Genomic DNA, 22,565 nt, shown 5'->3' on the forward strand with positions numbered 1-22,565 from the left:
ATGGAAAAGCGGTTTATCAGCATTTGGTTTAGTCACCTTACAACGGATTGGTTTTTACTGCTGCGGCCTGAATTGCAGGAGGCTTCTTTTGTGCTTGCGGCTCCGGAACGTGGACGTATGCTTATTAAAGCTTCCAGTACCCCGGCAAAGGCTTTGGGAATTTCAGCAGGTATGGTAGTAGCGGATGCCCGTGCCATATTCCCTGCATTACAGGTGTTTGAGCAAGAGCCGGAAAGCTCAACTAAACTACTCTTTGCTTTAGCAGAATATTGCATTCGTTATACACCGGTTGTTGCACTGGATCCACCTGACGGTCTCATTCTTGAGGTAAGTGGTTGCACGCACCTTTGGGCGGGAGAACGCCTTTATCTTGAAGATATCACCAAGAGGTTAAAAAGTTCAGGTTACCAGGTGCGCGCTGCTATAGCAGACACCATTGGTACTGCCTGGGCCATTGCACGTTATGGACATGCTAAAGCCATCATTGAACCTGGTACAAACGCAGATGCCCTATCCGCTTTACCGCCTGAAGCTTTACGACTCGATGTTGGGATTGTGGAAAGTATGCACAAGATGGGCTTTTACCAAATTAAAAGCTTTATGACCATGCCCCGGTCTGTATTGCGCAGACGTTTTGGCCAATTGTTACCCGACCGCTTAGCCCAGGCTATGGGTGAATTACATGAACCTATCCAATCCATTAAACCAACAGAGCCCTACCAGGAACGCTTGCCATGCCTGGAGCCAATTCGTACTGCTACAGGTATTGAAATTGCACTTAAACGACTTTTGGAAGCTTTATGCAGGCGTTTGTTAAAGGAGGGTAAAGGTCTTAGGAAAGCGGTTCTGAAAGGTTACCGCATGGATGGAAATCTGCAGAAAGTAGAAATCGGCACAAATTATCCAACTAGAAGTGTCGCACACTTGCTTAAGCTTTTTGGATTGAAAATAAGCAGCATACGTCCGGGGCTGGGCATTGAATTGTTTTTATTAGAAGCCCCTGTTGTTGAAGTGCTGTCCCTGGAGCAGGAAACGCTTTGGAACCTTAGTCAGGGTTCAGAAAACACAACTGTAGTTATGAATTTATTGGACCGGATTGGTGTACGTACAGGGATCAGTTCAATACACCGGTATTTACCCGCTGAACGCCATTGGCCTGAACATACGATCAAATTGTCTGGGGCATTGAAAGAAAAGCATATACTGCCCTGGCGAACGGACTTGCCGCGCCCTTTACACCTTTTAACCAGGCCAGAATTGATTGAAGTAACCGCTCCTATACCCGATTATCCGCCGATGCTTTTCCGGTACAAGGGCAAAGTTCATAAAGTAAGTAAGGCCGAAGGACCCGAACGGATAGAACAGGAATGGTGGTTGCAAAAAGGTAATCATAGGGACTATTATTGTATAGAAGATGAGAATGGTGCGCGGTACTGGCTTTTCCGTTTGGGGCATTATGACAAAGATCCACAATGGTTTATCCATGGTTTTTTTGCATAAAAAAGAAAAAAGGATATGCAGTACACAGAATTACAGGTAACTACAAATTTTAGCTTTTTGCGGGGAGCATCGCATCCGGAAGAGATTGTTGAACATGCACTTGATTTAGGTTATACAGAAATTGCCATTACTGACCACAATACATTAGCAGGCATTGTTCGTGCTCATGCAGCAGCAAGAGGAAAGGACATCCGCATCATTCCCGCCTGCCGTCTGGATTTGGTGGATGGGCCAAGCCTCCTGGCTTATCCCACAAATATTGAGGCTTATGCCCAACTGTCCGGATTGCTTACAGCAGGTAATTTACGGAGTGAAAAGGGAAAATGTACTTTATATAAAGCTGATGTGTATCGGTATGCTGAAGGCATTAAATTTATTGCTGTCCCGCCAGATGTTTTAAACGCAAACTTTGAATTCGATGCTGGCTTCAAAATGTCCCTTCAGCAATACAAAGCGGCTTTAGGGGATGCACTTTATATTGCTGCTGTACGCTCTTATCAGGCGCATGATAGTAAAAGGTTATTTCGCATTTCCCAACTGGCTGTTGAGTTTGAAATCCCGATGGTAGCGACCAACAACATTCATTATCATGATCGGGAACGCCGCGAATTACAGGATGTTCTGACCTGTATCAGGGAGAAATGCACCATTTACAATGCTGGCTTCAGGCTTTTTCAAAATGCAGAGCGGTATATGAAACCCGAGGCTGAAATGCTTCGTTTATTTAGACAATATCCTGACGCCATTGCAAGAACGCAGGAGCTCGCACATTCCTGTACTTTCTGTTTGGATAGCCTGAAATACGTTTATCCGCAGGAAATCACAACGGAAGGACGCAGCCCGCAGGAAGAGTTGACCCATCTGGTATGGCAAGGTGCCGAGGAACGCTTTGGCAGTCCTATACCTGATGCGATCCGGAAGACCATAAATATGGAACTGGAATTTATGGAACGGAAAAACTACGCTTCCTACTTTCTTACGGTTTATGACTTTGTCCGTTTTGCCAGGGCGCAGCGTATTCTTTGTCAGGGGCGCGGATCAGCCGCGAATTCTGTGGTTTGTTATTGTCTGGGGATTACTTCTGTAGACCCTTCTAAAATCAAAGTATTGTTTGCCCGCTTTATGTCGGATGCCCGCGATGAACCACCGGATATTGATGTAGATTTTGAGCATGAGCGACGTGAGGAAGTTATGCAATATATTTACAACAAATATGGTCGTGAACGTGCGGGGATTGTAGCGACAGTAACTCAAGTTCATTTTAAGGGAGCCGTACGCGATGTGGGTAAGGCAATGGGACTATCAGTTGATGCCGTTGACAGGTTGTCTAAATCTGGTTACGAACTGACTGAGGAATGGCTGGATGGTAAATCGGGAAATTCAAGCGAGGGATTTGATTCGAAAGACGCGCACCTGCGAAAAGTATTGGAACTCACCCAACAATATATCGGTTTCCCCCGGCAATTGGGTCAGCATACAGGTGGCTTTGTCATTACAGCGGGTAAGTTGTCAGACCTCTGTCCGATTCTGAATGCGCGTATGGAAAACCGCACAAACATAGAGTGGAATAAAGATGATATTGAAACGCTGGGCTTTTTGAAGGTTGATGTTCTGGCGTTGGGAATGCTAACTTGCATTCGTAAAGCTTTTGACCTGGCTAAAGACCATTATCACCTGGATTTAACTTTAGCGAATGTACCACAGGATGATCCTGCAGTGTATGAGATGATCAGCCGGGCAGACACCATTGGTGTATTCCAAATCGAAAGCCGCGCACAAATGTCTATGCTGCCAAGATTAAAACCGAAGGAATTTTATGACCTGGTCATTGAGGTGGCCATTGTAAGGCCAGGACCTATTCAAGGTGACATGGTTCACCCCTATCTGCGCCGCCGGAATAAGGAGGAGAAGGAAGAATATCCTTCTGAAGCGCTTAGGGAAATACTTAAACGAACACTAGGTATTCCTTTATTTCAGGAACAGGCGATGGAAATAGCCATTGTTGCCGCTGGATTTACCCCTGCAGAGGCTGATGGCTTACGTCGGAGCATGGCCAGCTTTAAGTCGCACGGACAAGTAACCCGGTACAAAAAGAAGATGATAGATGGCATGATCGCCAATGGTTATGATGCAGATTTTGCGGAACGTGTTTTTCGCCAGCTGGAAGGTTTTGGCAGTTATGGTTTCCCGGAAAGCCATGCTGCCAGTTTTGCCTTATTGGTGTATATATCCTCCTGGGTCAAATGTCATTATCCTGATGTTTTTGCTGCGGCCTTACTCAACAGCTTACCAATGGGCTTTTATCAACCTGCACAAATTGTAATAGATGCGCAAAATCATGGTGTTGAAGTAATGCCGGTCGACATTAACCATTCTGATTGGGACAATACATTAGAATCAACTAGAGGAAAATATCATAAATTAAGGTTGGGTTTTCGTCAGGTTAAAGGCTTGAGGGAGGAAGAAATACAGCTATTGGTATCTGGAAGGTATAAAACTTATACAAGTATTCATACGCTACTTGAAATTGGGGTATCGCTTGCGACACTGGAGCGACTGGCAGATGCTGATGCATTCCGGTCCATTGGTTTTGACCGTCGTGAAGCCTTATGGGAGATATCTGCTTTAAGGGATGTGCCAGTGGGTCTTTTTCAGGGTCAGGCTACTGAAAGTAAATATGAAAAGCCCGTGTTTCTGCCAAAAATGAGGACATCAGAACATGTTTTACAAGATTACCGTTCTACTTCGTTGTCTTTAAAAGCCCATCCGGTTAGCTTTGTGCGCAAGCAATTGTTTGCTGCCGGAATTTTAAAAACCAAAGAACTTAGCCTCTGGCCTGATGGAACCCTGGTGCGCGCAGCTGGTTTGGTGCTGGTGCGGCAGCGTCCTGGAACAGCGACAGGAATTTGCTTCATCACGATTGAAGATGAGACTGGAATTGCCAATCTTGTTGTTTTTGCCAATCTTTTTGACAAGTATCGTAAAGAGATTGTACAGGCCAAATTACTGATGATTGAAGGTAAATTACAACGTGAAGGTGAGGTCACGCATGTGGTAGCCAGCCGATGTTACAACATGTCGGGATTATTGCTTGAGCAGGGCGAGATTATTCCATCCGCAAGAAATTTCAAATAATGCCCTTTATTTAGGTATTATTTTGTTGCACAGAAGTGTTACCTGTTTCTATTTCAACCTCTTTAGTGGTTACCGCGTAGTGAGAAGGATGAATTTCAGAACCATAAGCGATCGCATAGGCCTTGGTGAACTCTGCTCCGAAATATAAAATAATGGATGAATAATAGGTCCAGAGTAATAATACGACCAATGATCCTGCAGCGCCATAAGTGCTTCCCACATCACTCTGTCCGATATAAATTGAAATGCCAAATTTACCCAACATGAACAGTAATGCCGTTACTACCGAGCCAAAAAAGACGTCTTTCCATTTAATGATTGCATCGGGCAGTACTTTGAAAATAACCCCAAATATTAAGGAAACCACGGCGAGGGTAACGACTTGATTCAATATATAGAACAACACGACAGACACATCTTCAAACCTGGTTTGTAATCGATGGCTAAACCCGTCCAATACGGTTGTTACTGCCAGTGAAACCAAGAGTAAAAAGCCCAGACTTATGATGACCGAAAAAGAAAGAAAGCGGTTCTGTAACATCTTTAACCAACCTCTTTTGGGCTTGGGTTTTAATCCCCAAATGGTATTGATAGAGTCTTGAATGTCTCCAAAAACAGTCGTTGCACCGATAAGAAGGGTTGCACCACCAATGACAACGGCGACAATTCCCTTATCACCAATCGCTGCTTTTTTGACCAGATCCTGTAATTGAAGCGCAGTATCCTTACCTAAAAAACCATCAAGTTGTGCATACACTTGCCCTTGCGCAGCTTCCTGGCCCAGAAATATACCGCAGAGCGAAATGATAACCACCAATAACGGCGCCATGGAGAAGACCGTGTAATAAGCTAGTGAGCCACTCAATTTGGTGACCTTATGGTCTGAAAAACCCGTAAACGCATTTTTCAAGACTTCCCAAACTCCTTTTAAAGTTACTTTTCTTTTTTCCATGGTATTTTCTTTTGAAGTTGTTTCCCTGATTTTTTCAACGGACTTATTTTCTGTTGGCTTTACTGGAGGTTCATCTGTTGGCTTTGCTGGCGGTTCAGTTTGTTCTTCCCGAGTACAATGTTTGGCAAAATAACGTTGGATGGCCATGTCAGCAATAACAGATTCCAATTTATCCTTTAAAAACAAAACCAATAGCGCAATGACCATGAAAAATACAGCCGCACAGCCAAATCCCCTTGTAAAGCTTCCAAGCACATGAGAAAGATAAAAGGCAAGTGTAATACAAGCAACCAGAAATGCAGTCAACATCAAAAAAAAGAGTGCCAGACCGGAAACTAAATCGGCCATTATCGTGGCCGTTTTCTCAATAGCCAATAACCGAATGATATCTAATCTAATGCGTAAATAATCCTTAGCCTGTTCCCAAATTTCATTAATTGACCTGTTTGTCGTTACTTTCATATTTAAAATCGTATGTTCTCAAATGAGGAATGCCTGAATCAAGCGCTTCCAACGGGTTAATTATTACAACCGGAGTTGATTAAAATAGTTTTGAATTAAAGCACAAACAAAACAGTAGCTATGCTGTTATCAGGGTTGAGTTAGACCAATTTTTTGGAAATGGGAATTAAACAATTGAGTATTTCTGCAATGTTGATGATGCTACTGCCGATCTTTTCATTAGGCCAGAAAGCTTATGAAGCGATTCCTTATAAAGGGATGATGGGCCATAGCGAAGTCAGGTTAATTTTTGCTGACGGTTATATTGGCGCTTCTTCCATCACCTTGTTAAAAAGTAATCGGAAAATAAAGTTTCTGCCAGATGTAGGATATGTTGACAGCAGTAAAACCTTGAAATTTTACCGGCCCCTCCCTACGGGTACAAATTCTCCGGATTACTTTACCTTAATTAACCTTACAGAGTATTATGACAAGCTTCCCAAATCAATTGAAGGCAGTTATTTTAAAGACGGAAAGATCAGTAAGGTTAAATTCTTTAAGCAGTAAGCTTCTGTTGAAATCAGGATTGGGATTGTTTTTACAAAAACCTTTTTACGGTGTCACTGTTAAGTACAGACATCAAATCCTCGAAAAAAATGGAAAATAACACAGTAAACACAGAAGTTTTAAACGATCTGATCCAGATCAACAACGACAGGGTAACGGGTTATGAAAAAGCAATTGCAGAATTATCGCCTGAAGACAATGACCTGAGGACATTATTTGTAGAAATGATCAGGCAAAGTGCGCAGCACAAATCAGTATTGACACAAGAAGTTCAGGTGTTGGGTGTTTCAGCCGAAACAGGGACGACTACATCTGGAAAAATCTATCGTGCCTGGATGGATGTGAAAGCAATGTTTACCGGACATGATCGGGAAACAGTATTAAACAATTGTGAATTTGGTGAAGATTCCGCTCAGAAAGCTTATAAAGCAGCCTTAGAAACCGAAGGCCTTTCTGCCAACCTTAGCAGTATTCTTACAGCGCAGAAAGCAGATCTGAGAACTTCACACGATAAAATCAAAGCCTTAAGAGACGCTGTATCGTCATAGCTTTAAAAAAGGATCCCCTGATTGTTCAAGGGATCCTTTTTAATTTGAGTATAAGTTAGGCGTACTGAACCTCTAAAGTAATGTTTACACTTAAGGCTTTAGATATGATACAATTGGCTTTTGCTCCCTCGGCTATCTTTTTAAAAGTTTCTTCATCAACACCCTCGATACTGCTTCCAACCAATTTTAAATGAATACCGGTTACACTTAATGTAGCCATATCCAAATCTAAAATTGCATCTGTATTCAAATCAGCCGGGGTAAATCCCGCATCCGATAGCGCAGCACTTACTGCCATCGTAAAGCAGCCAGCATGTGCTGCCGCTAACAACTCTTCTGGATTTGTACCAATTCCATCTTGAAATCTTGTTTTAAAAGAATATTGGGTTTCGTTTAGAATGGTACTTTGGGTAGAAATTTCGCCTTGTCCGGTAGTTAAGGTTCCATTCCAATGTGCTTTTGCTGTACGTTTCATTGTTTATATAATTTAAGTGACAATTCAATTCTCTAATTTAAAACATTATGTGTTAAGGACAGGTAAATAAATCATTCTTTTTGATTGCTATAAATTAGCCGCCTGCATTCAGGAATGGATTCTTTTATCGCGTTGTTATTAGATTTACTTACTTTTGCAGGAAATTGCATTATATGTCCTTTTCTTCCCTAGCCTTATCGCCTGTTTTATTAAAAACATTGCTCAATCAGAATTTCACAACACCCACGCCTATCCAGGATGCTGCGATACCAGCAATTTTAAATCATAAGGATGTATTGGGGATTGCCAAAACAGGTTCTGGTAAAACGGCCAGCTACGTATTGCCGATTTTAACTAAACTGCAACAAGGAAGTGGGCAAAAAAACAGACATGCCAATATATTGGTGTTGTTACCTACAAGAGAACTGGCTGAACAGGTAAAAACAGTTTTTCATGCTTTTAGTAAAACACTTCCTGTGCCGGTAAAAACTGTAGCTGTTTATGGTGGTGTTTCTATCAACCCTCAAATGATGGCTTTACAAGGTGTAAATATTCTTGTGGCTACGCCGGGCAGATTGTTGGAGTTGATTGATTCCAATGCTGTATCCTTAGCAAGTATAGAAACCCTGGTTTTAGACGAAGCAGATAAATTACTCAATTTGGGCTTTAAAGATGAATTAAACCGGATCATATCATTATTACCTGAAAAGCGGCAGAACATTTTGTTTTCTGCCACATTGAATCCCGATATTGAAAATATTCATCAGATTTTACTGCAGGAACCGGTAGTGATTAAAATAGAATCTACAGCAGACAGCGTGGATTTGATTAGCCAGATTGCCTACATTGTATCTGAAGAAAAGAAAGGTCCTTTTTTACGCCATTTGATCAACCACCTTGAAATGAAACAAGTTTTAATATTTGCTTCTTCTGTTCATGTTGCCGATGCTATTGTAAATAAGCTCCGTAAAAACAACTTTGATGCGCGGGCGATCCACAGCAAGAAAAGTCAGGGTGCCAGAACAGAGGCCTTACAGCTTTTCAGGGCAGGTAAACTCAGGATTCTTGTAGCAACTGATTTAATGGCACGGGGAATAGATATCAGCGATCTTCCTTTCGTAATCAATTACGAGTTGCCCCGTTCACCTAAAGACTATGTCCATCGGATCGGCAGAACCGGTCGCGCGGATCAATTTGGCCAGGCCATATCCTTGGTTAGTCAAAATGAATTGCATCACTTTGAAGTCATTCAGAAAAAAATGGGTAAACAAGTAAACCTGGTCGATGGTGAAAATCCTGAGTTCAACTTTGGGTTTCGCGTATAGTTAAGTGTCAAAGTCCTAAATTCCGATTTCAGCTTACAATTTTGCCTTTCTGACTACAGTTCATTTCGACAGACATTTCCTTTTCAGACCTTTATGTCAATCAATTCCAACAAATTATTATTTGAAAGGAGCCCTAAAATGAAACGATATAAAGAAACAAACTGGGAAATCGATATGTTTTTTGACCGCTATCCTGAAGGTTGTCCCACTTACTGTGATTGTAACCATCCTGCCGAAGATTGCGGCTGCTATGATTGTCAAAAAAGACATGCTTATGCGATGTATTTCAGTTCAATGCTTAAAAAAGTAGCTTACTACAGACTTAACTAGCCGGCATGGTGTCAAAAAGAAAACGGGAATCAATCCTAAGAATGACTCCCGTTTAAATTAACGCTCTCGATACAAAAGTAGGACTTAAAATCGAAAATGCAAATTTTTAGATATTAAAACATCTAACCTGCTGGTATTTATGTGTTTAAATTTTAATTTTTCCTTCAATGGAATCATCCAAAGTTTGACCGATCGCGGCGCCAATTAACATTTTTACTCCAGCTACAACATTGCCATGTTTGTTGTCCCAATAATAACCATCCTCTGGCGTAATTTTCATTAAAGCGATTCGCGGATCATGCTCCCCTTCTGTAAACCAGACCTTAAGAAAAGGACTCCAAAGTGCTTTGATCTTTTCCTGATCGTCCACAATCACTGCATTTGCTTTGAGGTAGAGAAAATCCGAATGCTTTGACCCCTGAAAATAGAGCTTTACCTTTGACTCTGCCGATACCTCTTTGTAGGTGTGACTGTCATTGGCTAAAAGCATCCACAGATTGCCTTGGTCATCGACCTCCTGAACGCTCATTGGCCTTACACCATTAGACGGACCGGTTTCTGCTTTTGTACTAAAGAAACAAGTATCAGTTTGTTTAATCAGTTCCTTAATCTTTACTAAAGCTTCTTCCTGAGATAAATCAGCTTTGTTTTCTTCCGATTGATTTTTATTGATGCTATCCATAAGTTTCATTTTTTTCTAACAACATCTGTTTACAGGTTTTGTTTTTTTGATGAGGTAAGCTTTCATTAACAGTACTGTAATCACCTGTCGCTGATTAATTTTTGCAACCATTGGAAGATGATGTTTATGAAATTTGCGTAGGAAATACACAGGCTATTTTTGACCTTTACCTGAAATCTCCGGAACAAGCTTTAGCGGTTATGAATCCGACAGGTAAATAATTAAACATACATTAACCACATCAAAGAATACAAATGGAAACATTGGAAAGACTTGCTTTATTGCAAAAATTTATAGGAAAAGAGTTTAGTGTATCTCCCTCTCCTTTTATGCGTTGGCTAAAGCCAGTTGTAGTAATTGCTGAGGCTGGACACCTGGAGTTTAGTTACCTAATAAGAAATGAGATGACCAATCCCCTGGGTATTCTACACGGTGGGATTACTGCTGCCATAATCGATGACCTTATTGGTGCGACACTTTTTACTTTATCAGAACGCGAATCTTATGTAACACTAAACAATGTCATTGATTATTTCGCGTCAGCGAAAGAAGGAGAACACATTATCGCAGAAACTCAGATCATAAAAAAAGGAAGTCAGATTGTAAATATGCAATGCGAGGTTTGGAATGAAAGAAAAACAAAATTGATTGCAAAGGGATATTCGAATATGTTTAAGACAGCGGACAAAAAATAAACCTGTACTGATAGATTAGGTTGGTTTACTTTAACTGATGATTTGCAGATTTTTACAATTTTAGTTTTTAAATAATTACGAAAATGGCAATTGCATCCATGTTGCATTATAATCGTCACCTTGACTGCGACTGATCAATTGGTTTATTCTATCAGGATTTGTAAACTTTTTTAACTATCTTATGTTGTTATTATAAAAGTGGTTATGAAACGACTAAAATTATTGCCCATCCTACTCATGAGTGCGATGGTTTGGTCTTGTAGTCCATCAACAAGGATTACAGGATCATGGGTTGACCCATCATCCAAAGGAAAAATGTTGAATGGGAAGACTATATTTGTTGCCTCTTTGACCAGCAATATAAAGGTCAGAACCAATCTGGAAAACAATCTGGAGCAACAACCTGCTTTTGGTAATGTTAAAGTGGTTAAAAGCATTGACTTCTTTAGTCCTGATTTTTATAAGAAAATACCACCTGAACAGCAGTTAATTTCACAGATTAAACAATCAGGAGCTGACCTGATCCTGACTGTATCCCTGATTAATAAGGAAAGTGAAACCAGATATGTTCCTGGAGGCCCGGGTTATGCGCCATATCCTTATTACAGATGGTACGGCGGCTTCTATAGTTACTATAACTACTGGCGCCCGATGTTCTATGAACCAGGTTATTATGTGACAGATAAGATTTATTTCATGGAAACTAATCTTTATGAGATAGCGACAAATAAATTGGTTTGGTCTGCACAATCTCAAACAGTCAATCCCGGTTCTATCGATAATTTTGTGACGACTTATCCAAAGGTTCTGGCTGATCAATTGGTTAAGGACGGATTGTTACCAGCAAAATAAAGCGATTTTTTCATTCATATTACAGCAAAAAACTCCTGGTAATCGCCGGGAGTTTTTTGTTTAACTTAAACTGGTATACCCTTCACTCTTGTATTTCTGTAGCACCTGAGGATCGAGCATGTTGTAATTCAGTAAAGAATTGTTGCTTTTTTCCTGGTCGTGAAGCAGGTTGTGCAGATAATGATGGATATAGATGCACCATAATTTATCCGGGCTTACTACAGCAAAGCCGGCAAAACCGTCCTCAAATTCTAAAAACTCATATTCCCAGTTATAGGTATCAACGATAGCTTTGGCATACAACTCCCCTGTTCCATAAGCTAAATTTACCTTATCAAAATCCTGAGCAGCAACACTAAGTTCATTTTCCCTATACATATCTATAAATCTCCTAACCGATTTGGCCAACTCTTTAGCGTCTCCGGTATCAGTTGGAAGGTTATTTTCTCTAAACAACGTCAAGCATTTTGAACTCATTTGCTCTAATTCTTTAATTTCTTCCGCGTTGGGCTTTCTGCTTAATTTAATTACCCTCATAGTATCTAAAATAACTATTTAAAATTCCTTTGTTTTTAGAAACGATCTGAACCTTTCAATTGTTTATATTTTCTGTTTTTTTTCCGATCAAATTAATGTCTATTTTGTGTAGATGAAATTTACCAGGATCGAAGCCCATCCCAAACTGGATCAGTTTATTGAATGTTATTGGATGATGCAGTGCGATGATCCCAGCCCGGGGATTGAAAAAATCATTCCAGACGGATTTACTGAATTGATCTTCAACTATGGAGATTTGTATCGGGCAAAAACAAAAGATCTATGGTATTTACAAACGCCTAACTTACTGGCAGGGCAAATCAAAACTTATTTTTATTTGGAAAACACTGGAAAAACCGGATCGGTTGCTGTTAAATTCAAGCCCGCGGCATTGACACAATTCTTCGGGTTGAATATGAGTCATTATGTTGATCAGATTACAGATCTGAATGCTTTTGACAATGAGCAGCTTGTTAACCTACAAAATAAAATCCTTCCTTATCAAGGTGACCAAGAATCCAGTCGGATTTTAGATGACTACTTCATCAGTCTGCTTCCCCAAGCTGCTACAAATCCCTTGCAAAATGTGTTGGATTTAATTTTTAGCAAAAATGGGGCGATCTCTGTTCATGAAATGACTGTTGCAGGTGACCTCAGTGAAAGACAACTTGAACGTTTGTTTAAAAAATACGTTGGACTTTCGCCGAAATACTACGCGAGAATTATCCGCTTTAATTACATTTTTCAATTGATAAAATCAGAAAATAGCAGCTGGGCTGATGTTGTCTATCAGTCTGGATATTATGACCAATCCCATTTCATCAGGGATTTTAAGGCATTTACAGGTGAAGATCCTTCATCCTATTATTTTAAAGCTTCAAACATGGCCAACTTTTTTTTAAACAAGTAGGCAAAATGAATCTGCGGTCGGTTTTGTACAATACAAAAGAATTGATGAGACTTACATTTGAGATAAAAAACATGAAACGATCAAAAATTCTATTTCTAGGTGTCCTGCTGCTATTCACAGCCATGGCACATGCACAGGAAACCGCAGAACAAAAATTTAAAAAGCTGGAATGGCTTACCGGAAAATGGGTGAGAACAAATTGTAAGCCCGGGCAATCCGGTTATGAAACCTGGGAGAAGGTTAGCGATAGAAAGCTTGTTGGCAAAGGTGTAACCATGCAAGGTAAGAAAGTAAACTTTGTTGAAGACCTACAGTTTATCATTAAAGACAATGCGCTTTTTTATGTCGTAAAAGTAAGCGGAGCGACTAAACCAACACATTTCAAACTAACTGCACTAACCGATGATAGTTTTAGCTGTGAAAATCCGGAACATGACTTTCCTAAAAAAATAAGTTATAAAAAAGATGGAAACAAGATTAAGGCAGTGATTTCGGGTGATGGAAATCATGAAGATTACTTATTTACCAGGCGATAAAAGATTGTCGCAATTACCCCCTAAAAATGGCGGATCATCAGTACATACTATGTCTATTGTTCTGTAAATTAGCTTAACATAAATCATTTACATTAAAGCTGACCATCATGAATAAATCCATTTATCCCTGCTTGACACTCAAAGGGAAAGCTGCTGAAGCTTCCGATTTTTACATCCAGACATTTGGCGAGGGAAAGGTTGTACAGACCTCAGCCTTTGTAGTTCAAATTGAATTGAGCGGTCAGAAATTGATGTTGTTGAACGATGGCCCTACTGCAGCACCGAATGCCACCATATCATTTATGGTTATTTGTGAAACGGAAGCCGAAACAGAAAAATACTGGTCTGAACTGATCAAAGAAGGTAAAGCCTTTATGGCGCTGGATACCTACCCCTGGAGTTCAAAGTATGGTTGGGTTGAAGATAAATACGGTGTCTCCTGGCAGTTGTATACCGGAAGTAAGATCGATACCCCTCAAAAATTTTGTCCCACTTTAATGTTTACCGGTACAAATGCAGGGAAAGCTGAAGCCGCACTTCGCCATTATACCGCTTTATTTCCTGAATCAAACATTCAGGGTGTAATGAAATATAATGAAGGCGAAGGTGATTCTACCGACTTTGTAAAGCACGCCCAGTTTAGTATCCATAACTTTGTCATGATGGCCATGGACAGTTCTGCAGAACATCGCGCTAGTTTTAACGATTCAATCTCATTTGTAGTGGAATGTAAGAGTCAACAGGAGATAGATCAGTATTGGGATGATCTGACTGGAAATGGTGGTAAAGAAGTTGCTTGTGGTTGGCTCACAGATCAATATGGCATCAGTTGGCAAATTATACCCGCCTTACTGGGTAAGCTCATGAGTGATCCGATAAGAGGACAACGTGTCATGACGGCATTAATGAAAATGAAGAAATTGATTATTGCTGACCTTGAAAATGCTTAACCTGGGCAATGCCCAGGTTATATCTATATTCAACGACCTATAACAATCTTAAAAGATAATTTGGTCGTTGATACTTACCGCTTTGCGATGAGTTGTTTTGTTTGGTGGCTACCGGATTTACTGATGGCCTGTTTTCATTTTTTGTAGCTGGCCGCTCCAGCTTTGTTGATGTCATTTCCTGTGTTTTCATAAGATAGTTTAATGCTTAAATAACACGGAACAGAATCAATTGTTCATAGAAATTGTCATAATTTCATCAGTTATTTACCTGATCGGAAGAAACCTCGCTTTTTTCATCACGATTTACATGATTTGCAAGCTTAAAACCAGTCCCCTCGCTCTTATCCTCTAAAAAAACAAGAATAATGAGTGAAACAATGGGCAGAAGAAAAGATATGAAAAACCAAAACCAGAATTTTCGTCCCTGACTTACCGCGAATATTCCAGCAATGGTTTGAGGTAATACCAGTCCAAGTAACAAAAGGAGCTCTGCCATAAATAGGTTCTGAGAAATTAGAAAACAGACGAAGCAAATATAAAGCTAAAATGTTTAAAAGCTAAATATCGGATATTGTTCTAATTACTGGTATATTCGCAACAATTATGGGTTACGCAAAAGAAAGAGGAAAGCTTGAAAAGCTCCTGACAAAAACTACTGGGATTGGTACATTTGACGAACAGAATTTAAAGGTTCTGAATGATATCCATGAACAATATTCTCACACGGTAAGAATCTTAAAAAATAAAGAGCCTGAGACATTTTTGGAGCTTTACACCAATGAACTGCAACAGGTTAAGGCCGGAAAAGTAGCCTTAAGAGATAGCGAATCGGATGAAGCACGCGGAGAGAACTTCGACGCTTACAAAAACATCGTCAGCGCCGCTTTGGAAGCTACGATAGAAGCAATCAAAAAAACAGTATAAGTGCAAACTATTGTAAATAATATCTACATTAGTTGAGCAGCTTTAGGAACTGCTTAACATCACACACAAATGAGATTCAAAAAGTTATTTACATGTAGCTTAATGCTGGGCATAAGCTATGCAAGCGAGGCACAGGACATTATCAGTGCAAATTTTAAACTCGCAGACTATGCTAAAGGTATAGCATACGTTGATCTTTACCTGGACAAATTTAGGGTAACTCTGGATCAGAATGGAAATGTCAGTTCAATTGAACCGGAGCGACAAGATCGTTCTGACAACTGGGATGATTATGAAGATAACCCTAACACCAGAGCACAGCGAATTGGAAATTTACGTGTCGTTTATTATGATAGTTTCGACAGCTCCAAAAGTGGAAAAATAAAGTCTGTAGATGGCATACCCTTTGATTATTATGGTGATTTTGACATCCATGATCCTAAAGGCCGTTTGAAATCAATTGGTAAAATCAGCATCAAATACAATAATGCTTTTAATATCCATGATATTGAAGGCAGTTTAAAGTCGGTAGGAAATATCAATGTCGCTTATAACAATGCATTTAACATCCATGACCGGGCAGGAACTGTTAAAAAAGTAGGTGCTGTAAACATTACCTATTACAATGATTTTGACGATGAAAAATTACGTGGAAAGATCAAATCCATCAAAGGAAATACGAGAAGCGTTCACGTAACCCGGATTTCTGATTAAACCAGTGCATCAAAAAGAATTTCAACCGGGTGTTTGGCTTTTTTTGCCGTACCATCCAGAATTTGATGGCGGCAGCTTGTTCCGGTTGCCGCTATTATTGTTTCTTTAGGTTGCTTTCTTATGGTTGGCAATAAAACCAATTCAGCAATTTGCATGGAAATCTCATAATGTTCTTTTTCGTATCCGAAGGATCCTGCCATGCCGCAACATCCGGAAGGAATGGTTTGAACTTCATAGTTTTCAGGAAATGACAAAATGAATTCTGTAGCAGACAGGGCATGGAAAGCCTTTTGCTGGCAATGGCCATGGAGTTGTATAGCCTTATGTTCCTGATGAAATTGCGTTTTTTTGATATTTCCGATCCGGATTTCATTGGCCAGGAATTCGTCAATCAGGAAAGTATGTGTAGCCAGTTGTTGAGCTGAGTCCAATTGCGAAGTATTTACCAAATCAGGATACTCATCTCTAAAACTCAATATGGCAGAAGGTTCTATGCCGATTAACGGACTGTTGGCATTGATCAGCGGACTTAGACACCATACATTGTGCTGGGCGATCTTTTTAGCCTTACGTAGCAGGCCTTTAGATATGGCGGCCCTGCCACTCTCCAGATGTTTGGGGATTATCACTTCATAACCCAACTTCTCCAGCAATAAGATAGCTTTAATGCCAATTTTTGTATCCTGGTAATTGCTGAATTCATCACAAAACAAATAAACGGTTTTCTTCGGCAAGTGCTTGCAACTTCCTGAATCTTCATGCTTCTTGTGTTTCTTAAACCAGCTCCATAATGTCGTGTGGTGCAAAGTTGGCATGCTGCGTTGCATGGCGAAACCAGCCTTGCTTTTGATTATTTTGCTAAAAATCGGACTGGTCATCATGTAATTATACATGCTGGGTACCAGGGAGCCGAGTGCTGCAATTCTGCTAAAGTTGGCTACCAGACGCGACCTGAAAGGTACGCCGTTGGCATCCTGATAATGTTGTAGAAATTCGGCTTTCAATTTGGCCATATCTACATTGGACGGACATTCAGATTTACAGCCTTTACAGCTCAGGCAAAGATCAAGTACTTCTTTAATTTCCTTGTGATCGAACTTATTGATCTGATCAGAATGGGTTAGGAAATTCCTTAGGATATTTGCTCTTGCGCGGGTAGTATCCTGTTCCTTGTGGGTAGCCATATAAGAAGGACACATCGTCCCTCCCGCCAGGTGAGATTTACGACAATCGCCCGAACCATTACATTGTTCCACATGTTGCAACATATTTTGACCGTTGTATCTGAACACCGTTTTAAAATCAAAAGATTTTTGACCAGCCTCATACCTGAGCATGGTGTCCATTGGTGGGCTTTCGATAATTTTACCCGGGTTAAAAATGTTATTTGGATCCCAGGTTTCCTTCAGGGTTTTGAGTAGTGCATAGTTCCTGGTACCCAACATCTGGGCTATAAACTCTCCTCTTAACCGTCCATCTCCATGTTCTCCGCTTAGCGAACCTTTATACTTCCTGACCAGTAAAGCAATCTCTTCTGCGATCGTTCTAAACATCTGGTGTCCTTCTGCAGATTTTAGGTTCAGGATCGGTCTTAGGTGTAATTCTCCGGAACCTGCATGGGCATAATGAACGGAATACAGGCCATGTTTTTTTAGTATTTGATTAAAATCACGGATGTATGCAGGCAAATCGACCACATCAACTGCTGTATCTTCTATGACAGGAACAGCCTTTTCGTCGCCAGGTAAATTACTCAATAAGCCCAGTCCAGCCTTTCTAAGCGACCAGATCTTCTTAATGTCTTTACCAAACAACAATGGAAAATGATAACCCAGGCCCATTTGACGCAATTGTGATTCAACCATTGCCGCCACCCTGATGACCTCTTCCTTACTGTCCCGTGCATATTCAATAACCAGCAATGCAGCTGGCTCTCCCTGTACAAAAAAGCTATTCTCGCGTTGTTCTATATTTTCACGCGTACACTCCAGGATGTAATGATCGATAAGCTCTACAGCGCTGGGCTCAAATTTTAAAGCCACCAGATTTGCCTGTAATGCTTGTTCCAAGGTATCAAAATGTACGCAGAGCAGTCCAGAATGCGCGGGAGGTAAAGGTTCCAGGTTTAACTTGATTTCGGTAATAAAAGCCAGTGTTCCCTCGGAACCTGCAAGAAGTTTACAGAAATTGAAATTGGGGCCACCGGCTGTAAAAGGTTCAGTTTCAAGGAGCAAATCAATCGCATATCCTGTATTTCGTCTTTCAATGCTTGCTTTAGGAAATCCTTTTCTGATTTCAATTTGATTCTCATAGTTTCCAAGTTGCTGTAGAATAGACCGATACAGTATTGCTTCTAATGATGTACCTTTAGTTTTAGCGATCACCTCGTCGAATCCCAGGGCTTTAAATTCAACCAATGAACCATCACTCAATAAGGCTGTAATTTCTAATGTATGCTCCCTGGTGCTTTTGTAAATGATGGAGTTTGAGCCACAGGAATTATTACCTACCATTCCGCCAATCATAGCCCGGTTGGCAGTGGAAGTCTCCGGACCGAAGAAAAGTCCGTAGGGTTCTAAATATTTATTCAGTTCATCTCTCACTACTCCAGGTTGAACCCTGACCCATTTTTCAGTGGCATTGACTTCAATAATCTGGTTGAAATGCCTGGATACATCCACCACAATACCATGCCCGACCACCTGGCCGGCCAGCGAAGTACCGGCAGTACGTGGAATCAAGGATGTACCAATGCGCGTTGCAAATGCGATTAGTTTTTCGAGATCTGCGACTGAAGCTGGAATGGCTACAGCCAGGGGCATTTCCGAATAGGCTGAAGCATCAGTAGCGTACAGGATCCGGCTTGTCTCATCTACATGAAATTCTCCGGATAGCGTACTTGCAAATTGCTTTAACTGAAGCTTCAGATCGGTAGCTTTCAACATCTATTTTAGAAATCGAATTTGATACCTTGTGCCAAAGGTAATGTGTTTGAATAATTGATCGTATTGGTCTGCCTTCTCATGTATCCTTTCCAGGCATCTGAGCCACTTTCCCGTCCTCCGCCTGTTTCCTTTTCGCCACCAAATGCACCACCAATTTCGGCTCCTGAAGTACCAATGTTTACATTGGCTATACCGCAATCGGATCCATTAGCTGATAGAAATAATTCCGCCTCACGTAGGTTTAAGGTCATGATTGCTGATGAAAGTCCCTGAGGAACATCGTTTTGCATAGCTATCGCTTCTGTAATGGTACTGTATTTCATCACATACAATATCGGCGCAAACGTTTCTTCCTGAACGATCTCAAAGTGATTTTTCACTTCAGCAATACAAGGTTTAACGTAGCAGCCCGATTCATAACCCGGGCCATCAAGCTGACCACCTTCTACCAGGAAATGTCCACCTTGTGCTTTGGCTTGCGCAATGCTATGCAGGTAAGCTTGAACAGCGGATTGATCAATCAATGGTCCCATATGGTTATTCTGATCCAATGGATTACCTATCTTGATCTGACCATAAGCTTTAACCAGTTTGGCTGTAAAGCTATCGTAAATACTTTCATGAATAATGAGACGACGTGTGGAGGTACAACGCTGACCTGCTGTACCCACAGCTCCGAACACTGCCCCGATCACTGACATTTCTAAATCGGCATCTGCCGAAATGATAATTGCATTGTTGCCGCCAAGTTCAAGAATACTACGACCGAAGCGACCTGCAACAGTCGATGAAACCATTCTGCCAACGCGTGTTGATCCGGTAAAGGAGATCAAAGGAATTCGTTTGTCCTCATTCATCAGGTTACCACAGGCATTACCAGTTACCAGGTTACTGATTCCTTCCGGAAGCTCATTTGCCTTCAATACCCCGGCAATGATATGCTGACAAGCTACTGCACATAATGTGGTTTTTGATGATGGTTTCCAAACGCAAACATTACCGCACACCCAGGCCAATGCTGTATTCCAAGCCCAGACAGCCACGGGGAAGTTAAATGCAGAGATTATACAGACAACCCCCATAGGATGCCATTGCTCATACATTCGATGCGCAGGACGCTCAGAATGCATGGTAAGCCCATAAAGTTGTCTGGATAAGCCCAATGCAAAATCACAAATGTCAATCATCTCTTGTACTTCGCCCAAACCCTCCTGCAAACTCTTCCCCATTTCATAAGAAACCAGGGCTCCGAGATCAGCTTTATGCAAGCGTAAGGCATCTCCAAATTGACGGACCATGTCGCCGCGTTTGGGCGCTGGAATATTCTTCCAGTAAGCAAAAGCCTCGACAGCCTGTTGCATCACCGTTTCATAACCTGCTGTATCCGTAGCCTGTACCTGAGCAATCAGCTGACCGTCAACCGGTGAGTGTGACGCTATTGATGCCGCATCTGAGCTTAGTACCGTAGAACCTGTAGATGTCCCCGGATTGTTTTTATCTATACCCAATCGGGTTAATATTGCGCTAATATCCATAGTATTGGTTTTGTTTATCTTTTATTTAGGTTAAGATAAGTACTTTCAAATATTTTATCTGCATTATCTGTCTCAAAGCCTTCTCTCCGATGTGCGGCTCTGATTTCATTTATTGGCAGGTCTTTAAATTCAGGCAGCACCAGGCGTTCGGAAAATTCAACATAGCTACCTGCTATCGCCATCTTTTCACCCCCTGCAAATTCGGCCTCCTGCACCTCCGCAAGCGTACTGCTCTGGCGAAGCAGGCCATCCGGACTAACCTTAATCTTAGCTCCCGAGCTATTGAGTTTCAGGTCCAGACCTTCTACAAACTTATTGAAATCTTCCAATGTATTGTACCCTGGCCTCAAGTCATGTACGCTAATCGTATAATGATTTAAATAGTATCGGTTATAAATTACCCAGGCAGCATACTCACTTTCTTCCAGTAAACTCAGGTAATCGGCTTTTTCTGGCAGGTCCCACAAAGCCTGGTGAAAAAATTCCCCAATGGCCTGGCCATCCTCCAGGTCAAGCGCATCAACAGGATCTTTCGTTATTGCACTGGTATACTTGCCAATTACAGCCTGCGCCTGGGCAGAAAGGTCGGCAACCCGCAACTCACTGATAAATATCCTCGGATATTCTGGTGATGGCGGTGCGTACCAATAGGCATTGAGTTTCTTACCTTCAAAATAATAATAATCGCGTTTTTCATAGCCATAATGCAGAAATATCTTTTCAGAAGAAGCAATGCCAAGATGCGGAACGCCCAGCGTTCTGAAAGCGATGTGATCATTTACAATTTCCTGCTGATTGGCTACTACGCCAAGCTCAATCAGGGCATTGGTGATTTTTTTTACTGCGGGCACCTTAGCCTCATACCTTTCAAATAAAATGTTCAAAAAGGTGTCCAACGGTTTTTTCTGCTCGAAATTCATAGCTTAAGATTTAAATAATCCACCAGTTTTGGTGTTTAGTAGTGCCTCAAATGAAATTTCTTCCTGTTTAATGAAGCCTTTTGCAGGGAGTGTGCCTTCAGCAACCATTTCAATCACGGCCACCAGACTTGCAGCGGTGGTCCAGGAAATTGCCCTCCAGGTTTGTCCATCCAATACAATTGGTGCACAGGATTTATAAAACTCATTGCGTTTCAGCTGTCCGTCTTTCCAACCCTCAGCCGCAGCGTAGATCAATACAACGTCCTCTTCAACTTCCGGTTTCGCATTTTTAAGGATGTCTTCCAGTTGTTGTTTGTCGTTTTTCAGGTGCAGTTCATGAATCAGAAAATTCATCAGATCACAGTGACCCGGATATCTAATGGTTTTGTAATCCAGCTTATCTACTTTACCTTCATAAGTTTCACACATGGTACCTAAACCACCAGAGGTATAGAAAGCTTCATAAGCAGCACCTTGAATATTGATCGCTTCTTTACCCTGCAGGGAAATAACCTTTTTTCTCTGTCCGTCATGGATGGCTTCTGCGTCATTAATGTACTCATTAACCACCCCTGCTGCTGACCAGTTAAAAGAGTAACCCATTTTTCCGTTTGGATATTTTGGCAATGCACCAACACGCATTTCTATAGACCTGATCTTTTCAAAGTTTTGAACCAGATGTGCCCCTATGACGCCAATAATTCCAGGAGCCAGTCCACACTGCGGCGCCATTACAATTTCTGAAGTTGTGCTGAGATTTCTAATGTACGCTGTGGTTGCTACATCTTCTGTCAGATCAAAATAATGGCTATGTTCCTCATGCGCAAGCAGCGCAATGGTTTTATTCAGAAAGTAAGGTAATGCCGACACTACTGCATCATGTTCTGAAATCAGTTTTCGCATCAGTGCTACATCCGTTACATCGCCTGTAATTACTTTAAAAGGGAGTGTATAAGGATAGTGAGGCTCTTGTTTGTCCATACCAGTAACTTCAAATTGCTTACTGAGCAGCACGCCAACCAGTGTGCCTACTTTACCGAGTCCAAGTGTAAGTACTTTTTTAATCATGTTTATATTTAGTTTAGGGCAACA

At 41.1% G+C, this 22,565-nt stretch carries 21 protein-coding genes; 12 read left to right on the plus strand and 9 right to left on the minus strand.

Annotated features, from left to right (window positions below; genetic code table 11):
• Both IM797_RS00740 and IM797_RS00745 read left to right on the plus strand, forming a co-directional pair.
• The gene (locus IM797_RS00740; RefSeq protein WP_194125177.1) at positions 1 to 1,500 is read left to right on the plus strand and encodes a DNA polymerase Y family protein; all 1,500 of its coding nucleotides are present in this window, start codon (positions 1 to 3) and stop codon (positions 1,498 to 1,500) included.
• Between the two features lie 15 nt (positions 1,501 to 1,515).
• A complete protein-coding gene (locus tag IM797_RS00745) occupies positions 1,516 to 4,635 on the plus strand; it encodes an error-prone DNA polymerase (RefSeq protein ID WP_194125178.1) in 3,120 nt (1,039 codons plus the stop codon).
• Between the two features lie 10 nt (positions 4,636 to 4,645).
• Here IM797_RS00745 and IM797_RS00750 read toward each other — a convergent pair whose 3' ends face one another.
• Positions 4,646 to 6,049, minus strand: coding sequence for a YihY/virulence factor BrkB family protein (locus tag IM797_RS00750; RefSeq protein ID WP_228098662.1), 1,404 nt, complete (start codon positions 6,047 to 6,049; stop codon positions 4,646 to 4,648).
• Between the two features lie 159 nt (positions 6,050 to 6,208).
• Between IM797_RS00750 and IM797_RS00755 the strand changes: the two genes are divergently transcribed.
• Together IM797_RS00755 and IM797_RS00760 are read left to right on the plus strand one after the other, a co-directional pair.
• Positions 6,209 to 6,595 carry a hypothetical protein gene (locus tag IM797_RS00755; RefSeq protein ID WP_194125179.1) on the plus strand — a complete coding sequence of 129 codons (387 nt, stop codon included), beginning with the start codon at positions 6,209 to 6,211 and terminating at the stop codon, positions 6,593 to 6,595.
• Positions 6,596 to 6,684: 89 nt separating this feature from the next.
• Positions 6,685 to 7,143, plus strand: coding sequence for a PA2169 family four-helix-bundle protein (locus tag IM797_RS00760; RefSeq protein ID WP_194125180.1), 459 nt, complete (start codon positions 6,685 to 6,687; stop codon positions 7,141 to 7,143).
• Between the two features lie 55 nt (positions 7,144 to 7,198).
• Here the strand turns inward: IM797_RS00760 and IM797_RS00765 are convergent, their stop codons facing one another.
• A complete protein-coding gene (locus IM797_RS00765; RefSeq protein WP_194125181.1) occupies positions 7,199 to 7,618 on the minus strand; it encodes an OsmC family protein in 420 nt (139 codons plus the stop codon).
• Between the two features lie 173 nt (positions 7,619 to 7,791).
• Here IM797_RS00765 and IM797_RS00770 point away from each other — a divergent pair, with 173 nt between their 5' ends.
• On the plus strand, positions 7,792 to 8,943 hold the full coding sequence (locus IM797_RS00770; RefSeq protein WP_194125182.1) for a DEAD/DEAH box helicase: 1,152 nt from the start codon (positions 7,792 to 7,794) through the stop codon (positions 8,941 to 8,943).
• A gap of 475 nt (positions 8,944 to 9,418) precedes the next feature.
• Here the strand turns inward: IM797_RS00770 and IM797_RS00775 are convergent, their stop codons facing one another.
• Positions 9,419 to 9,955 carry a pyridoxamine 5'-phosphate oxidase family protein gene (locus IM797_RS00775; RefSeq protein WP_194125183.1) on the minus strand — a complete coding sequence of 179 codons (537 nt, stop codon included), beginning with the start codon at positions 9,953 to 9,955 and terminating at the stop codon, positions 9,419 to 9,421.
• Between the two features lie 254 nt (positions 9,956 to 10,209).
• Between IM797_RS00775 and IM797_RS00780 the strand changes: the two genes are divergently transcribed.
• Entirely contained in the window at positions 10,210 to 10,650 is a 441-nt protein-coding gene (locus IM797_RS00780; protein ID WP_194125184.1) for a PaaI family thioesterase, read from the plus strand.
• 204 nt (positions 10,651 to 10,854) lie between these two features.
• Positions 10,855 to 11,502: a hypothetical protein gene (locus IM797_RS00785; protein WP_194125185.1), complete on the plus strand. Its 648-nt coding sequence runs from the start codon at positions 10,855 to 10,857 to the stop codon at positions 11,500 to 11,502.
• Between the two features lie 60 nt (positions 11,503 to 11,562).
• On the opposite strand, the gene IM797_RS00790 is transcribed toward IM797_RS00785, so the two are convergent.
• Complete coding sequence (locus tag IM797_RS00790; RefSeq protein ID WP_194125186.1) at positions 11,563 to 12,039, minus strand: hypothetical protein; 477 nt, start codon at positions 12,037 to 12,039, stop codon at positions 11,563 to 11,565.
• Between the two features lie 112 nt (positions 12,040 to 12,151).
• On the opposite strand from IM797_RS00790, the gene IM797_RS00795 reads away from it, so the two are divergent.
• From IM797_RS00795 to IM797_RS00805, 3 genes are all read left to right on the plus strand, one after another.
• A complete protein-coding gene (locus tag IM797_RS00795) occupies positions 12,152 to 12,949 on the plus strand; it encodes a helix-turn-helix domain-containing protein (RefSeq protein ID WP_194125187.1) in 798 nt (265 codons plus the stop codon).
• Between the two features lie 71 nt (positions 12,950 to 13,020).
• The gene (locus IM797_RS00800) at positions 13,021 to 13,485 is read left to right on the plus strand and encodes a DUF6265 family protein (protein ID WP_194125188.1); all 465 of its coding nucleotides are present in this window, start codon (positions 13,021 to 13,023) and stop codon (positions 13,483 to 13,485) included.
• A gap of 107 nt (positions 13,486 to 13,592) precedes the next feature.
• On the plus strand, positions 13,593 to 14,435 hold the full coding sequence (locus IM797_RS00805) for a VOC family protein (RefSeq protein ID WP_194125189.1): 843 nt from the start codon (positions 13,593 to 13,595) through the stop codon (positions 14,433 to 14,435).
• Positions 14,436 to 14,472: 37 nt separating this feature from the next.
• On the opposite strand, the gene IM797_RS00810 is transcribed toward IM797_RS00805, so the two are convergent.
• The gene (locus IM797_RS00810) at positions 14,473 to 14,625 is read right to left on the minus strand and encodes a hypothetical protein (protein ID WP_194125190.1); all 153 of its coding nucleotides are present in this window, start codon (positions 14,623 to 14,625) and stop codon (positions 14,473 to 14,475) included.
• Between the two features lie 413 nt (positions 14,626 to 15,038).
• Between IM797_RS00810 and IM797_RS00815 the strand changes: the two genes are divergently transcribed.
• On the plus strand, positions 15,039 to 15,359 hold the full coding sequence (locus IM797_RS00815; protein WP_194125191.1) for a hypothetical protein: 321 nt from the start codon (positions 15,039 to 15,041) through the stop codon (positions 15,357 to 15,359).
• A gap of 69 nt (positions 15,360 to 15,428) precedes the next feature.
• Positions 15,429 to 16,073: a hypothetical protein gene (locus IM797_RS00820; RefSeq protein ID WP_194125192.1), complete on the plus strand. Its 645-nt coding sequence runs from the start codon at positions 15,429 to 15,431 to the stop codon at positions 16,071 to 16,073.
• On the opposite strand, the gene IM797_RS00825 is transcribed toward IM797_RS00820, so the two are convergent.
• From IM797_RS00825 to IM797_RS00840, 4 genes are read right to left on the minus strand one after another with little or no spacing between them, the layout of a single operon-like run.
• A complete protein-coding gene (locus IM797_RS00825) occupies positions 16,070 to 19,018 on the minus strand; it encodes an FAD-binding and (Fe-S)-binding domain-containing protein (protein ID WP_228098663.1) in 2,949 nt (982 codons plus the stop codon). The genes IM797_RS00820 and IM797_RS00825 overlap by 4 nt on opposite strands.
• A 5-nt stretch (positions 19,019 to 19,023) precedes the next feature.
• On the minus strand, positions 19,024 to 20,553 hold the full coding sequence (locus IM797_RS00830; RefSeq protein ID WP_194125193.1) for an aldehyde dehydrogenase family protein: 1,530 nt from the start codon (positions 20,551 to 20,553) through the stop codon (positions 19,024 to 19,026).
• A gap of 14 nt (positions 20,554 to 20,567) precedes the next feature.
• Positions 20,568 to 21,473: a DUF1338 domain-containing protein gene (locus IM797_RS00835; protein ID WP_194125194.1), complete on the minus strand. Its 906-nt coding sequence runs from the start codon at positions 21,471 to 21,473 to the stop codon at positions 20,568 to 20,570.
• 3 nt (positions 21,474 to 21,476) lie between these two features.
• A complete protein-coding gene (locus IM797_RS00840) occupies positions 21,477 to 22,541 on the minus strand; it encodes a saccharopine dehydrogenase C-terminal domain-containing protein (RefSeq protein WP_194125195.1) in 1,065 nt (354 codons plus the stop codon).
• Positions 22,542 to 22,565: the final 24 nt, after the last annotated feature.

The sequence above is a fragment of the Pedobacter sp. MC2016-24 genome, assembly GCF_015223055.1.
Taxonomy (GTDB): domain Bacteria; phylum Bacteroidota; class Bacteroidia; order Sphingobacteriales; family Sphingobacteriaceae; genus Pedobacter.

Bases quoted from the DNA above. Each gene is read 5' to 3' on its own strand.
- IM797_RS00740 (WP_194125177.1), top strand. From the start codon at position 1: ATGGAAAAGCGGTTTATCAGCATTTGGTTTAGTCACCTTACAACGGAT.
- IM797_RS00745 (WP_194125178.1), top strand. From the start codon at position 1,516: ATGCAGTACACAGAATTACAGGTAACTACAAATTTTAGCTTTTTGCGG.
- IM797_RS00750 (WP_228098662.1), bottom strand. From the start codon at position 6,049: ATGAAAGTAACGACAAACAGGTCAATTAATGAAATTTGGGAACAGGCT.
- IM797_RS00755 (WP_194125179.1), top strand. From the start codon at position 6,209: ATGGGAATTAAACAATTGAGTATTTCTGCAATGTTGATGATGCTACTG.
- IM797_RS00760 (WP_194125180.1), top strand. From the start codon at position 6,685: ATGGAAAATAACACAGTAAACACAGAAGTTTTAAACGATCTGATCCAG.
- IM797_RS00765 (WP_194125181.1), bottom strand. From the start codon at position 7,618: ATGAAACGTACAGCAAAAGCACATTGGAATGGAACCTTAACTACCGGA.
- IM797_RS00770 (WP_194125182.1), top strand. From the start codon at position 7,792: ATGTCCTTTTCTTCCCTAGCCTTATCGCCTGTTTTATTAAAAACATTG.
- IM797_RS00775 (WP_194125183.1), bottom strand. From the start codon at position 9,955: ATGGATAGCATCAATAAAAATCAATCGGAAGAAAACAAAGCTGATTTA.
- IM797_RS00780 (WP_194125184.1), top strand. From the start codon at position 10,210: ATGGAAACATTGGAAAGACTTGCTTTATTGCAAAAATTTATAGGAAAA.
- IM797_RS00785 (WP_194125185.1), top strand. From the start codon at position 10,855: ATGAAACGACTAAAATTATTGCCCATCCTACTCATGAGTGCGATGGTT.
- IM797_RS00790 (WP_194125186.1), bottom strand. From the start codon at position 12,039: ATGAGGGTAATTAAATTAAGCAGAAAGCCCAACGCGGAAGAAATTAAA.
- IM797_RS00795 (WP_194125187.1), top strand. From the start codon at position 12,152: ATGAAATTTACCAGGATCGAAGCCCATCCCAAACTGGATCAGTTTATT.
- IM797_RS00800 (WP_194125188.1), top strand. From the start codon at position 13,021: ATGAAACGATCAAAAATTCTATTTCTAGGTGTCCTGCTGCTATTCACA.
- IM797_RS00805 (WP_194125189.1), top strand. From the start codon at position 13,593: ATGAATAAATCCATTTATCCCTGCTTGACACTCAAAGGGAAAGCTGCT.
- IM797_RS00810 (WP_194125190.1), bottom strand. From the start codon at position 14,625: ATGAAAACACAGGAAATGACATCAACAAAGCTGGAGCGGCCAGCTACA.
- IM797_RS00815 (WP_194125191.1), top strand. From the start codon at position 15,039: ATGGGTTACGCAAAAGAAAGAGGAAAGCTTGAAAAGCTCCTGACAAAA.
- IM797_RS00820 (WP_194125192.1), top strand. From the start codon at position 15,429: ATGAGATTCAAAAAGTTATTTACATGTAGCTTAATGCTGGGCATAAGC.
- IM797_RS00825 (WP_228098663.1), bottom strand. From the start codon at position 19,018: ATGTTGAAAGCTACCGATCTGAAGCTTCAGTTAAAGCAATTTGCAAGT.
- IM797_RS00830 (WP_194125193.1), bottom strand. From the start codon at position 20,553: ATGGATATTAGCGCAATATTAACCCGATTGGGTATAGATAAAAACAAT.
- IM797_RS00835 (WP_194125194.1), bottom strand. From the start codon at position 21,473: ATGAATTTCGAGCAGAAAAAACCGTTGGACACCTTTTTGAACATTTTA.
- IM797_RS00840 (WP_194125195.1), bottom strand. From the start codon at position 22,541: ATGATTAAAAAAGTACTTACACTTGGACTCGGTAAAGTAGGCACACTG.